This window comes from uncultured Alistipes sp., from assembly GCF_963931675.1.
Taxonomy (GTDB): domain Bacteria; phylum Bacteroidota; class Bacteroidia; order Bacteroidales; family Rikenellaceae; genus Alistipes.
The window spans coordinates 2,528,759-2,541,708 of sequence record NZ_OZ007039.1 but is presented as its reverse complement, the minus strand read 5'-3'; the positions used below and the strand labels follow the sequence as shown (position 1 = coordinate 2,541,708).

At 58.5% G+C, this 12,950-nt stretch carries 11 protein-coding genes; 1 reads left to right on the top strand and 10 read right to left on the bottom strand.

Annotated elements, in window-relative coordinates; genetic code table 11:
- Positions 1 to 52: 52 nt before the first annotated feature.
- The 6 genes from ABGT65_RS10665 to ABGT65_RS10640 all read right to left on the bottom strand — a co-directional run bounded on the left by ABGT65_RS10665 (position 53) and on the right by ABGT65_RS10640 (position 7,064).
- A complete protein-coding gene (locus ABGT65_RS10665) occupies positions 53 to 1,120 on the bottom strand; it encodes a DUF6371 domain-containing protein (protein ID WP_346702043.1) in 1,068 nt (355 codons plus the stop codon).
- A gap of 134 nt (positions 1,121 to 1,254) precedes the next feature.
- The gene (locus ABGT65_RS10660) at positions 1,255 to 2,673 is read right to left on the bottom strand and encodes a DUF3987 domain-containing protein (protein WP_346702042.1); all 1,419 of its coding nucleotides are present in this window, start codon (positions 2,671 to 2,673) and stop codon (positions 1,255 to 1,257) included.
- Positions 2,666 to 3,019, bottom strand: coding sequence for a helix-turn-helix domain-containing protein (locus ABGT65_RS10655; RefSeq protein WP_346702040.1), 354 nt, complete (start codon positions 3,017 to 3,019; stop codon positions 2,666 to 2,668). Before ABGT65_RS10655 ends, ABGT65_RS10660 begins: the two co-directional genes overlap by 8 nt.
- 215 nt (positions 3,020 to 3,234) lie before the next feature.
- Positions 3,235 to 4,365 carry a DUF6043 family protein gene (locus ABGT65_RS10650; protein WP_346702039.1) on the bottom strand — a complete coding sequence of 377 codons (1,131 nt, stop codon included), beginning with the start codon at positions 4,363 to 4,365 and terminating at the stop codon, positions 3,235 to 3,237.
- 48 nt (positions 4,366 to 4,413) lie between these two features.
- Positions 4,414 to 5,745, bottom strand: coding sequence for a site-specific integrase (locus tag ABGT65_RS10645; RefSeq protein WP_270722926.1), 1,332 nt, complete (start codon positions 5,743 to 5,745; stop codon positions 4,414 to 4,416).
- Between the two features lie 20 nt (positions 5,746 to 5,765).
- Positions 5,766 to 7,064, bottom strand: coding sequence for a tyrosine-type recombinase/integrase (locus ABGT65_RS10640; RefSeq protein ID WP_346702036.1), 1,299 nt, complete (start codon positions 7,062 to 7,064; stop codon positions 5,766 to 5,768).
- A gap of 402 nt (positions 7,065 to 7,466) precedes the next feature.
- Between ABGT65_RS10640 and ABGT65_RS10635 the strand changes: the two genes are divergently transcribed.
- Positions 7,467 to 7,664 carry a hypothetical protein gene (locus ABGT65_RS10635; protein WP_346702034.1) on the top strand — a complete coding sequence of 66 codons (198 nt, stop codon included), beginning with the start codon at positions 7,467 to 7,469 and terminating at the stop codon, positions 7,662 to 7,664.
- A gap of 78 nt (positions 7,665 to 7,742) precedes the next feature.
- Here the strand turns inward: ABGT65_RS10635 and ABGT65_RS10630 are convergent, their stop codons facing one another.
- The 4 genes from ABGT65_RS10630 to ABGT65_RS10615 form a co-directional block, all read right to left on the bottom strand.
- A complete protein-coding gene (locus ABGT65_RS10630) occupies positions 7,743 to 8,345 on the bottom strand; it encodes a hypothetical protein (protein ID WP_346702032.1) in 603 nt (200 codons plus the stop codon).
- A 143-nt stretch (positions 8,346 to 8,488) separates the two neighbouring features.
- The gene (locus ABGT65_RS10625) at positions 8,489 to 11,542 is read right to left on the bottom strand and encodes a DNA translocase FtsK 4TM domain-containing protein (protein WP_346702030.1); all 3,054 of its coding nucleotides are present in this window, start codon (positions 11,540 to 11,542) and stop codon (positions 8,489 to 8,491) included.
- A gap of 92 nt (positions 11,543 to 11,634) precedes the next feature.
- Complete coding sequence (murI, locus tag ABGT65_RS10620; RefSeq protein WP_346702028.1) at positions 11,635 to 12,408, bottom strand: glutamate racemase; 774 nt, start codon at positions 12,406 to 12,408, stop codon at positions 11,635 to 11,637.
- 20 nt (positions 12,409 to 12,428) lie between these two features.
- Positions 12,429 to 12,950, bottom strand: a complete 522-nt coding sequence (locus ABGT65_RS10615; RefSeq protein WP_346702027.1) for a shikimate kinase — start codon at positions 12,948 to 12,950, stop codon at positions 12,429 to 12,431.

Here is a 12,950-nt window from a genome sequence, read left to right as displayed (position 1 = left end):
GGATTTTACAACCCCTTTTTCATAGGACAGCGAGCTGTCCGATACCTTTCCGTCATTCCGTCTTTCCTGCATCCACCAGTTCGAGGCCGAAGGTGTCGATGAAGGTCTGCAGTACGGGGTTGCGTTCTATCATCCTCGCAAGAATCATCTGCGGCGTGTCTTCCATCAGCAGGAAGTCGGCGATGTCCAGTCCCTGACTGCGCTGCGCACCGGTCGCAATCCTCTCCAGCATGTCGGAGCAGGTGGCACGCCTGCAAAAGGATTCCAGCATCGGCAGTCTCCTCCTCCATTCTTCCGTCGCCTTAAGGTCTGGGAAGAGGACAACCTCCCGACCGTGCAATACCTGCACGGCCTCGCTGCTAAAACACCCGTGCATCCCTCCGGTGGCAAGCCAGATGAAGTCCGGGATGAAAAAGGCGGCGAACAGTGCCGTCTTCTCGCTCTCGACAATGGCTACGGGCTTGGCGGACATGGCGGCGGAAGTGTCCGACAGCAGGTGCTCTCCGAACAGGCACTGCTTCATCCTGAAGTCCGGCACCTTCCTTACCGAATGTACCCAGCTTACCTGGTTGAAAGGCTCCTTGACCCGGTGTCCCGTTTCAGCGTCGTAGCCCATGATCTTGCCTGTACGCACATTGCCGTTACGGTCTATCTGCCAGAATACGGCCGCCCCGTTCCACATCCTTGACGTGCCTACCCGATAAAGACGGAATAGCCTGTCCGTATCCTTCTTGCCCATCACTCTGATAAAATAGCGATGCAAGGGGTTGATGTCGTACCTGCGCATGGACTGCTCCACCCAATCGGAGGGAAGAAAGGATATTTGTGGCTTCTGTTCGGGCTGTGGCTTTGCCAACGCTTTTGCAACTATCGGTGTGCCGCCGTTCCTTTCCTGCTTATTCAATTTTTCTTTGACAGTCGGATTGTCCCGGAAGTATTCCTTCGGAGTATAGTGGTAGCCGCAACTGTTGATGTGGTCACAGATGCCCACATTGCCGGGGAAGGAAATCTCTCCCGCCTCGTCGATATAACGGGTAAAGCAGGCTTTCCTGCCGCACTTCGGACAGGCGGTCTTGCTGCCCGGTCGGTATTTCTGTAGATGGAATCTGTATTCGGTCATGATGTTCTCTTTTGTGGATTCCTGCAAATGAAAAACTCCATTTGCAGTTGCCGTTCTTGCAGTCTTGCAGGAATTTTCCTTTTCCGGCACTCTGAAACTGCAAAACTGCAAAGACTGCAGGCTGCAACAGGGCTTCATCCGTTGCAGTCCGGGGTTGATAATTCATTGTCACTCTCATCAGATTTGCCAGATTCATCATATATGATCTTCTCGTAATGCCCGGCCTTGGACTTCCGCAGCAGCCTGCTCCGGCACAGCTCCTTGAGGTAGTTCATCACCGTACGCTCGCTGACATTCTGCAGTTCCTTTCCAATGGCGATGGCCGTCTTCGTGTCGAAAGTGTCAGGCAGCAGCGACAGCAGCACCTTGGGCGGATCCTCGCACATGTCCTCCGCCACGAATGAGCGGATGCGGCGGTACGAGTCCTCGAAGTAGCCGTTCAGCCGGATGGCAGCCTTTACCGATGCCGTATCCACAGACAGCAGGTGGCTCTCGCCGGCGGCATACCGCAGCACCTGCATGAGCAGGGCCAGCCGTGCCACCTGCGCCGGGTGCTTCATCTCACGGCTATCCACTTGGGCATCGTCCTCTATCCGGTTGATGCGTTCCACTTTCCTGTTCCACCACGAGAAGAAATATTCCCTTGCCTCCCTGTCCATGGACAGCACATGGGGCCTCCTTTCTTCCTCTCCCGTGTCATAGTCCAAAGAGAGCACCTTGCCAAGTATCTGTTCCCATCGTGCCGCTGCCATGGAAGCTCTGTCCTCCCCGCCATCATCCCAATCGGTCCATTTTGGCACTTCACGGGACTTGGGCAGCACGAACAGGATGCGGTCGAGCAGCCCGTTCTCCTCAAAGCCCTTCGTGAGCAGTTCATGTATGCGTTTGGTCTGCGTGGTTCCGACGATGTTGATGCACGGCTGTTCAATATGCACAGGTATAGTGTTGCTGACCCTTGTCACGTCCAGCACACCGCCGCTCCATGCCGTGAGCAGCTGCTCTATGAGCTGCCCGTTGGTGTAGCGGTTGGCTGAGTTGAACATGCCCATTATCTCGTCCACCAGGATGACCACGCTGCGGGGATTGCTGTTGTGTGTCAGCAGGAGCGATTCCGGAGTGAAGTCGGACACGACCGTGCGCCGCAGTACAGGCTTCCTGTCGCTCTCCCCGGCGGCTTTCCATGCCTCCAGTTCCGACTCATACGCCTTGAATAGGGCGTAGTCGTGCTTCCGTATGGGGCGGTATGCCGCTTCCAGCGGCGGTGTCTTGCCCAGTCCCGGCCTGCCCACAAGGATGATGTAGAGGGCGGCGTTGCTCTGCCACTCGCCTTTGATGCGGATGCGGTAGGTGCCGCCCAATGCGGCCGATACCGCCGACAGCATGGCCGTCGCGATGAACTCCGTCTTGTAGTTCTCATACCGGTCCATGTCAAGGATGACGGACTGCACGGCCTGCGGAAAGACATCCAGAGGGAACCCGGTATCACTGACATGCCCCGCCTCCATGCGGATCATGTTGCACAGTTCAAGTCGGGTGTTTGTCATGTCAGCCATTTTTCTTCTTGCAATAGGATGTCACACTTTCGGACTTGCCTCCCGTCTGTATGCGGCGGACATCGGATTTGGCATACATGTTCTTGTTGCCCACCTTGACGGGGACGAGGTAGCCGCGCTTCGCCCACAGGTTGAGCGTCCCCTCGCACACATTCAGCAGCTCACGCACCTGCTTTGTGTTGAGCCATGTCTCTTCCGCGGCACGCTGCATCTCCGCATCCAGTTCTTCCTGCCGGGCCGCCATCGTGCGCTGCACGATGGACTCGGCAAACATCTTAAGGTCGGCTGGCGAAACTTCCAGTTTCACGTTCGCACCCTGCTCGACCAGACTTTCTATGGTAATCATAAATATCAGTTTTGAAGTTTGTGATGACCATCTTCAAAAGTTCCCTGACGCCTCCCTTCCGATGGCTTATAAAAGAGAAGCACCGCCGACCCTCGGGAAAAGGATTGACGGTGCAAAAGTATATGCGAATTGAAACGGATTGATATATAATGCTTTGTCTTAAATTGTCATGACCATTCAAGTCTGCATGACCATGTAAAACGGCTCGTTTTGCCCTATCCGGCCGCAGTTTCCGCTTCATCATCGGCAGCGATTTCTCTGATTTCCGCTGCCAGTGTCCGGTACAGTTCCCGGTTCTCGTCACTCTCGATAAGAGGTGCCATCTGGTCTTTCCCGTCCTTGATGACATGCTTTGCCGCCTTCAGGAAGCCGACCGCCTGCCGTATGGCACTCTCGCTTTTCAGCGAGGGAAGGTCGGGGAACTGCAATGCCATCCCCACGCTGTACTCCTTCGCGGCGTGCATTCCGGCCATCAGCCGCAGGTCTTTCAGCACATAGAACGGGAGTGCCTGTTGGACGGCACTCGTGTTTATGGAAACGAAACGGCGGATACATTGTATAACCGCTTCTTTATTTCCGCACTTGAGGTAATCCGCGAGCGGCCGCTCCTGTATCTTTTTCTTTCCTGCCGTCCGCTGTGTCTGCGGTGCCGTACCGTTGACGGATTCCGTTGTGTCTGTCTGAATGCTACCGGTATCATTACCTCCAATTTTGTCCTTTACGGACTGCAACGCCCATTCGCCGATGTCGCCTTTCTCAATTGCGCCTTTCATGGCGAAGTGTCTGTTCCAGTCCTCCTGCGTGCGGAAGCCGTTCTTTACGGACACCTCGATAATCCGGCGGACGACAACGGAGCAGCCCATCCTCTCGGCGTTCCCTGCCTTGGGATGCCCAGCCTGCCTGCTGACCATGTCCACCATTGCCTCGAAACTCTTGCCGTAATACAGCCAGCTTAATACAAGAGGGGCGGACAGGGTCACGCAATGTTTTCTCAGGCTCTGTCTGAAAATGTATTTCATCCTGCTCCAAAAGGAGGACGGAGGAGGGACGGAATCTTCTTCCCTCTGTTTCCTGTAAAGTTCCACGATCTGCTCCGGCACCGCGTTCTCCTTGAAATGGAGGCCTATGTTCTCGAATCCGTCCGTGCTGTCGTCACACCATGACAACTGCCATTCCTTTTTGATTCCTGGCAGCTGCCTGAATATGGCACGGCATACGGCGAGGTACTGCATCTCGTTCCCGTCCGCCATCATTTTCGCGAAGCGGCGGTATTCTTCCCTGTGCGTGTCCTTCCATTGAAGGATGTCAGCCTTGAACTGTTCGTATGTAAGTTGCTGTCCGTCCATGTCCGTTGGTTTTACCGATTTATAAAAGGATTGAGGGAAATATGATAATCAGTCCAGAAGGTTCACCAGTTCCTTCTTCATCTCGTCGTCAATCTTGCGGTACCGTGCGAAAGCCCGGCTTCCTTCCGAATGTCCCGACATGGAGGCTATCAGGTTCGGATCCTTGACCTGTCGGTACAGGTTGCCGATGAAGGTTTTGCGTGCGGTATGTGTGGTCGCCACTTCGTATAAAGGTTTTGCCACGTCCACCCTTGTCTTCGGGTCGAGGACGATGACCGTGCGGTCGATGCCCACATACTTGAGTATCTCCTTTATCTTCTTGTTGTAGCCGAAGTGCGAGAAGCGGGGGAGCAGGGCATTCTCCAGATCCTTGTAGCGTTCCAGTATGTCCCGTGCCTTCTGGTTGAGCGGCACACGCACTGTATTGGCATGTTCCATCTTCGTCTTCTGCGGGATGTACTCCACGAAGCCGTCCACGATATTTGCCTTGGTCAGCCTGTTCAGGTCGCTGACACGGCATCCTATCAGGCACTGGAACATGAAGATGTCACGGTAGACCGGATAGGTTGCCCCCATGCCGCTCAGGTCGGCGTAGTACACCTTGTCACGCTCCTCGAGCGTCAGGTAGAACGGGTCGCCGTACATCGGCCGGGCAATCTGGTACTGGTCAAAGGGATTGTTCCTTGTTAGCCCGCGCTTGATACACCACTTGATGACGGTGCGGATGCGGTAGAGGGAGCCCGACATGCTGTTCTCGGAACGCTTCTGTCCGACATCGCGGAGTTTCTCGTTCCGATAGAATACGGGATACATGTCCACATACCTGTGTTCCTCCTGCATCCACAGCTTGAAGTCCCTGATGTCATCCGCCGTTACGGTGTCGATGCACAGGCGGAAGCCGCGCTGGTGCAGCACCTCGTGGCGGAAACGCTCGTAGCGCAGCACCTTGTTGAGATTGTCGAGGTGGTGTTTCCGGCTTTCATCCGCAAGCGGTGTTTCCTCGACGTATTTCCGTATCTGGAACGAGAGCAGGTACTCGTCGGCCTTGTTGCCGCCCCTGGCGTTGATGCCGGGATGGTGGTATTCCTCTATCAGCCCCTTGAGCCAGCTGCCGTCCACTCCCCGGTGGTACTCTTTTGTGATGAGATGGGTGATCTGCTGCACGTCCTTGTCGAAGCCCATCTTCTTCTCCTCCGACACCAGGGCCACGCGGGGCTTGTAGCCCTGCCGTTCCGGGCTCCAGTGGTTGGGGTTGATGGACAGCTCGCTCGCGGCCTTGATGTCCACGCCGCCGATGTCCCGGACACGGAAATAGACCCGAGCCTGGTCGGTGATGTTGTTCTTGGCGGCGGTCTTCCGGATGAATGCGGTCACTTTCATATGTATGTCCTCCTTTCTGTCTAATCTATCATGTCCACAAGCCTGCGCTTCATGTCATCGTCTATCGTGCGGTAGCGGCTGAACGCCCTGCTGCCCTCCACGTGTCCCGACATGGAGGCTATCAGGTTTGGGTCGGGCACCTGCCGGTATAGGTTACCCACGAAGGTCTTGCGTGCCGTATGGCTGGTGGCCACCTCGTACAGGGGCTTCTGCACGGTGTTGTAGCCGTGCGTGTCGAGGATGGTGACCATCCTGTCTAAGCCGCAACGCTTCAGCAGCTCCCGTATGCCGAGGTTGTAGGTGTGTATCTGCTTGAACGGGAACAGCCTGTCGGCATTGGCATCGTAGCGTTCCAGTATCTTCAGTGCCTTCTCATGCAGCGGCACCCTGACGGTCTTCGCCTGGCATTTCTTCGTCTTCTGCGGCATGTATTCCAGGAAGCCGTCCTTGATGTTGGCCCTCGTGAGCCTATAAAGGTCACCCACTCGGCAGCCGACATAGCAGTGGAACACGAAGATGTCCCGTATGACGGCCAGTTTCGGGTTGTCGTTCAAGTCCGCATCGTAGAGGATGTTCCTCTCTTCCGAAGTGAGGAAGAACGGGTCGCCGTAGGTGGGCTCCTTGCAGCCGTAGAGGACATAGACCTCGTTGTCGGAATACTTCATCTTCTTGCACCAGTGCAGGAAGGTGCAGAACAGGTTCATGATGTTGATGACGGTCGTGCCGGAAAGCGGCCTCGGCCTGTGGTTGATGAGCGTGCGGGGTGCATAGAAGTTTGAATGCTCCTGCCGCAGCCTGTACTCGTTCACGACATAATCTCTGAAAGCGTTCATCTGCTCCAGCGTGACGGTCTCCACGAAGAGGGTGAAATCAGCCTCGCCCAGTATCTCCCGCCGGTAGTCATGGTAGCGCGACATCCTGCGCTCGAAGCGTATGATGTGCTCCTTGGTCCTTTCCGCCCCGTCGAATTTTTCCAGATACTCGTGGACACGGGCGAGCAGGTTCGGGTGGTTACGCTCGAAGGCGCGGGCCGGGTACAGCACATCCTCGATGACCTGCCTCATCCACCTGCCGTCCGCCTTGTCCGTGAATGTATTCTCCGCCCGCTCGATGATGGAGGCAATCTGTCCGGGCAGGCGTTTCTGCTCGGCGGCAGGGACAGCCGTCGTGCGCCTGTAACTGAGGGTGTCGGAAGCCCAATACCTGTCCTGCACCTCAAGAGGTGAGACCACTTTTATGTCTACACTCTTCTCCCTGACCCGGAAACAGATGTTCGAGGTCTCTGGGGAGCACTTTTTCAGATAGACGGAAACTTTCATCTGCATCGCTTTTTGAATCACACCGCAAAGGTAAATAAATTCCCGTATATGTTCCCATATATCCCGAAGAAACCTGCAACGAATTAAGACAAATTAAAAAGTCTTTCCCGAATCTGATACCGCATAAAATGCAGTATATCAACTGTTATATTTGCACTTGTTTAGCTCTTTTTTTCATTTTGACCTTTATTCGACTTCCCGAATATCATATATTGCAGTTCCACGCTTCTTGTTTACAAATGACCACCGGAGGAGCCGCCAGCAGGATAAAACGACAACACCCATGAAGAAATTTTATGCGTAGCCATTGCTTTCGTCTGCACTACGGCTTTGCAAGCGCAAGAAACGGAAAAAGACGTAACGAAATTTCTCGGTATCCCGGTCGACGGATACAAACCCGCCATGATTGAAAAACTGAAAGCCAAAGGATTCCGCAGCATGCCTAACACAGACATACTGGAAGGAGAATTCAATGGAACCGAAGTAGATATGCTGACAAAAAAATCCGTCTGGTTTATGATCGCAGAACATGCCGGGAAATATTACATTTGCATGTATTACGACAACAAATATAATGAAGCCGACGGCGAGGATTTATAACAACCTGGCAACTGAAAACATTCCGGACCGCCATGCTATTCTTGTTTGCATGGCGGTCCGGAATTCATTTTTACGAACTTACCGGAAGTCGATGAATTCGTAGCCTTCGCAGCGTTTCCGGTCGAAGGCCCGCAGGGGTTCGCCGAGCGGTGCCACCCGGCCAATCGTGATCCGCACCCGTTCGCCCTCGTAATCATAGTCGAGGCATTCGGGGCGCATCGCGGCGGTCGAGACCGTCACCGTAACCGTTCCCGCCGGGGAGCTGTTCTCCGCCGTGGGGGTCAGCCGCACGACGGCCCGGCCTTCCGTCTCGGAGAGGAGTTCCGGGAGGTATTCACTGTCCAGAAAATCGAATGCCCGAACGGGATTGTTCAGGATATTGCGACTTGTGGTATCGACCTCGACGATAGTCACCTCGCGGCGGGCATGGTCCACCTCGTAGCGGACCGTACCGTCGCAGAAGACCTCGGCATCACCCAGCGTGAGGAAGTAGCCCTGTCCCTCGACGGCATAACTGCCTGCGGTACGGTACTCCCCGGCTTCGACCGCGAAGTCCACCTCATATCCCTTCATGGCGCGGAATCCCGCGGCAAGACCTTCGAGAATCTCCCCGGCACGTCCGGCAGCCGATGCCACCTGCATTCCGCCCGCCAGAGCCAGAAAAAGCAACCAACGTTTCATCATTCGGATTTTTTCGATTTTACGGTTTTCGGGAAAACTCGCCACTCCGTTTTCGGAGAAGCCAGCCACCCTCTCTCTCCATCCGGACAGCGGGATTTTCATCCGTCCGCCCGTTCCGCAACAGCCCCGGCCCGGGCTTCCGTCTACGACACCCCCAGCTCCTGCAGCTTGGCCTCCAGCGAGGGAAGGTCGTAAAAGAGGATGTCCCGCGGCTTGGCCCCCTGCTGACGGCCGACAATCCCGGCCCTTTCGAGCTGCATCATGATGCGCCCCGCACGGTTGAATCCCACCTCGTAGTTGCGCTGAATCATCGACGTCGAGATCTGGCCGCTCGACACCGCATCGCGTGCGATCTCGGCAAAAAGCGAATCGTACTTCACCGGCGCCGAGGACTCCTCGCCGCCCACCTGTCCGCCGCCGTCGCCGTTGTCGGGCGTATAGTCGGGCAGTTCGTAAGCCTCGGTGTAACCCTGCTGTTTGGAGATATAGTCGACGATGCGTTCGACCTCCCGGGTCTCGACCAGCGCACACTGGATACGGGTCAGTTCGCCGTCCTTCGAGATGAGCATGTCACCCCGGCCGATCAGCTGGTCGGCACCCGGGCGGTCGATAATCGTCCGCGAGTCGATCATCTGCATCACGCGGAAGGCGATACGGGCCGGGAAATTGGCCTTGATCTTTCCCGTGATGACATCGACCGACGGACGCTGCGTGGCGATAATCAGGTGGATACCGATGGCGCGGGCCTTCTGGGCCAGGCGCGTCACAGGGATCTCGACCTCCTTGGCCGTCATGATCAGGTCGGCGAACTCGTCGATCACCACCACGATATAGGGCAGGTAACGGTGCTTGTGCTGGGGGTTCAGACGCCGGGCGACGAATTTCGCATTGTATTCCGAGATGTTGCGCACCTCGGCCTTCTTGCAGAGTTCCAGCCGCTCGTCCATCTCCACGCACAGCGAGTTGAGCGTATAGACCGCCTTTTTGGGATCGGTGACGATCGCCTCCTCCTCGGACTGCATCTTGGCCAGGAAGTGGCGTTCGATCTTGGCGTAGAGCGAGAACTCGACCATCTTGGGGTCGATCATCACGAATTTCAGCTGCGCGGGATGCTTGCGGTAGAGCAGCGACGTGATGATGGCATTCAGCCCGACGGACTTGCCCTGTCCCGTGGCACCCGCCACGAGCAGGTGGGGCATCTTCGTCAGGTCGAAGACGAAATTCTCATTCTGGATCGTACGTCCGATGACTACCGGCAGTTCGGCCTTCGACTCCTGGAAGCGCAGCGAACGGATCGCCGAATACATCGAAACGACCTGTTTATTGCGGTTCGGGACCTCGATGCCGATCGTTCCGCGGCCCGGGATCGGCGCGATGATGCGGATGCCCGATTCGGCCTTGAGGCTCTGGGCGATGTCGTTCTGCAGCCCCTGGATCTTCGAGATCTTGACGCCCTGGGCCTGGACGATTTCGTAGAGCGTCACCGTGGGGCCCACCGTGGCCTTGATCCGCTGGATCGGAATGCCGAAATACTTGAGCGTCTCCTCGATGCGGGTCTTGTTCTCGTAAATCTCCTCGTCCGAGACCTCCGAATCCGAGATATAGTCCTCCAGCAGCGTTACGGGCGGTTTGCGGTAGTTCACCAGGTCCTTCAGCGGATCGTAGCTCTCCGTGGGGATCGACTTCGCGTCAACGAGCTTCGCCTCGTGCTCCTCGACCGTCACCACAATCCCCTCCGCCGGAGCTCCGCTCCCCGCGGCACCGCCTGCCGGAAGCGTCGCCCGGCCCGTTGCCGCGGCGCCATGCTCCGCCGCCGTCACCGTCTCCGAGGCGTCCAGCAATTCGATCGCCTCCGCATCGTGCCGCAACTCTTCCGCAACCGGTTCGTTGCCAACGGGCTCCCCGTCGCCGCCGACCGTGATCTCGATAAACGGATCATCCGGATCGCCGACCACTCCGCCCGGAGCACTTTCCCGGCGCTGCGGACGCTCCAGTTCGACCAGTCCGCCGCGGCCCATCACCACACGCCCTTCGGGGTGCGAGAGGTCCACCTCGGTAAATACCCCCGCCTCCCCGGATTCGGGGGCGGAAGCCGCGACCTCCGTCGGCGGCACAATGGGACGGCCGTCGGACGTCAACTCCACAAAGGGGCTTTCATCCGCCGCCGGACGCCGGACGTTCTCCCGCTGTGCCGCCGACGCGGAACCGGCACTCCCCGGCTCTCCGCCGCGCGGCCCGGCCGGGCGCTCGACCTGCAGTCCCGCAGCACCGGATCCCGCACCCTTCGCATCGGCCCCCTCCGCACGCCGCATTCCCGGCTCCCGGAGCTCCGCACCCTTCGTATTCGCCTCCCCGGTTCCCATGCCCGGCCGGGCCGCCGCATCGGCATTCCGCACCGCCGGTTCCGAAGTCCGGGGCGCCTTTGCCGCAGTCTCCGCTGCGGCGCGCCCTCCCGTCGCGGCATCCGCCAGCGGAGCGGGCCCGTCGAGCGGGGTATCCTCCTCGCCGCGGGGATGAATCACCTTGCTGCGGACCGTATCGACGATCTTTTCGCTCTGATCCACCAGGACGTTGCCCGCCCGGTTGACCTTGTTAATGAAGTTGCGGTTGATGAAGACGCCCGTGAGGATCCAGCCTCCGACAAGCAGGATCAGCGTCCCGAGCGACCCGATGGCTCCGGGCAGCAGCCCGATCGTCTCACCGCCGCCATAGGGATGGCGGCAGGCCATAAGGTTTCCGAAGGCCCCGCCCCAGCCCGTACTCGAACAGAGACTCCAACGCATGTCGAAGAGGTATCCCAGGGTCATCGACCCGAGAATCATGATGAAGAAGAGCGAGAGGATCGACTGGTTGAGCCGCAGCGGCTGCTGACGGATGATCCGCAACCCGATGAGGATCAGCATCACGGGGATCAGGATCCCGAAGACGCCGAACGAATTGTCGACCAGCAGGCGTCCCAGGCGGGCGCCGAGGGGCCCGCAGGGGTTTTCGATCTCGGCACCGAGCAACTCGCGGTCCTCGGCGGTTTTTTGCAGGACGCTTTGATCCGCGGCCCAGCTGAAAAAGGAGAAGAAAACCGCCGCGGCGGCGAAAATCCCCACGCACAGGAGCAGCAGGCCCGCAATCCAGCGGGCGCTGTCCCGATTCGAGCGCTGGACGTTCTGCCGGGAGTTGGTGGATGTATTTCGGGATGCCATTTTCCTGAATTTCGTCTTGATTCTATTGAACAAAGATAGGGATTTTTTCCGAGATTCCGGGTCCCGGAGGGGTGAAAATGGGGAATGCGCGGTTACAGGGATTCGAAAGCCTTCTGTTCGAGGCGCCGCCGATAGGCTTCATCGGCAAAGGTCCGGAAGGCGAACTCCGGGCGGTGCTCCGCAGCAGCCCGCAGGCCGTCCCGGTCGAGCAGCTGCACGACCCGCCGCGCCACGGCGGGCGACGGATCGACGATCGTCACGCCGCGCCCCGCCACGACCCGTTCCAACACGGGCAGCAGGAAGGGATAGTGCGTGCACCCCAGGACAATCTGGTCGGCACCCTGCGCCAGCATCGGCTCCACGGCGGCCCGCACACACGCTTCGGCCTCGGGCGCCGCCTCGCGGTCGTCCTCGACCAGCTCCACGAAACCGCGCCCGGGCACCATCAGCACCTCGATCCCCTCGCCATACTTCGCGGCCGTGCGGCGGAACAGGTCGCCGTCGAGGCTCCGTTCCGTGGCCAGCACCCCCACCACCCGGCTCCGGGTGGCCAGGCAGGCGGGCTTCACCGCCGGTTCCATGCCGACGATCGGCACCTCGGCGTATTTCGCACGCAGGAAGTCGATCGCCGCGGCCGTCGCCGTATTGCAGGCCACGACGACGAGCTTGCAGCCCTCCGCCACAAGCCGCCCCACGGCAACATCGGCCAGTTGCCGAATCTCCTCCCGGGGCCGCGAACCGTAGGGACAGTTCTTCCCGTCGCCGAGGTACGTCAGCGACTCCCCGGGCAGGGCACGCCGGATCTCGCGCCAGACGGTCAGACCGCCCAGTCCCGAATCGTAAACGCCTATGGGTGCATTGTTCACGGCTGTTTTGCTCTTGAGAATCAATCTGCGGCGTGCGTGACGATCCGCTCGACGATTTCGTCGTCCGAACACCCTTCGCACTCGACGATCAGCTTCGCCCGGGCATAGAAAGGTTCGCGGGCGGCCATGTCCTGCGTCATGAAGGCGACCAGTTCCTCGTCGTTCAAACCCCGCAGCCGGGGGCGTTTCCGGCGTCCGTAGGGGCTCAGGCGGCTGGCGATGTTCTCCGCCGAACGCCGCAGATAGACCGTGTGTCCCGCGGCATTCATCCGCGCCATGTTGTCGCCCCAGACGGGCAGTCCGCCCCCCGTGGAGATCACCGCCGAGGGGTATTCGGCAATCGAGGCGTCGAGCACCTCCCGCTCGATCTCCCGGAAGCGCCGTTCACCCTCGTAGCGGAAGAGGTCCGAGACCGAAGCCCCCTCCCGCTCCTCGACCCGCGAGTCGGTATCGACGAACGGGACCCTCAGGCGCCGGGCCAGCCGACGCCCCAGGGTGCTCTTGCCGCAACCCATATATCCGATCAGAAAAACCAGGCCCAT

Bases quoted from the DNA above. Each gene is read 5' to 3' on its own strand.
- ABGT65_RS10645 (WP_270722926.1), bottom strand. From the start codon at position 5,745: ATGAAAGTGACCGCATTCATCCGGAAGACCGCCGCCAAGAACAACATC.
- ABGT65_RS10650 (WP_346702039.1), bottom strand. From the start codon at position 4,365: ATGGACGGACAGCAACTTACATACGAACAGTTCAAGGCTGACATCCTT.
- ABGT65_RS10655 (WP_346702040.1), bottom strand. From the start codon at position 3,019: ATGATTACCATAGAAAGTCTGGTCGAGCAGGGTGCGAACGTGAAACTG.
- ABGT65_RS10665 (WP_346702043.1), bottom strand. From the start codon at position 1,120: ATGACCGAATACAGATTCCATCTACAGAAATACCGACCGGGCAGCAAG.
- ABGT65_RS10640 (WP_346702036.1), bottom strand. From the start codon at position 7,064: ATGAAAGTTTCCGTCTATCTGAAAAAGTGCTCCCCAGAGACCTCGAAC.
- ABGT65_RS10625 (WP_346702030.1), bottom strand. From the start codon at position 11,542: ATGGCATCCCGAAATACATCCACCAACTCCCGGCAGAACGTCCAGCGC.
- ABGT65_RS10660 (WP_346702042.1), bottom strand. From the start codon at position 2,673: ATGGCTGACATGACAAACACCCGACTTGAACTGTGCAACATGATCCGC.
- ABGT65_RS10630 (WP_346702032.1), bottom strand. From the start codon at position 8,345: ATGAAACGTTGGTTGCTTTTTCTGGCTCTGGCGGGCGGAATGCAGGTG.
- ABGT65_RS10635 (WP_346702034.1), top strand. From the start codon at position 7,467: ATGATTGAAAAACTGAAAGCCAAAGGATTCCGCAGCATGCCTAACACA.
- ABGT65_RS10615 (WP_346702027.1), bottom strand. From the start codon at position 12,950: ATGGGCCTGGTTTTTCTGATCGGATATATGGGTTGCGGCAAGAGCACC.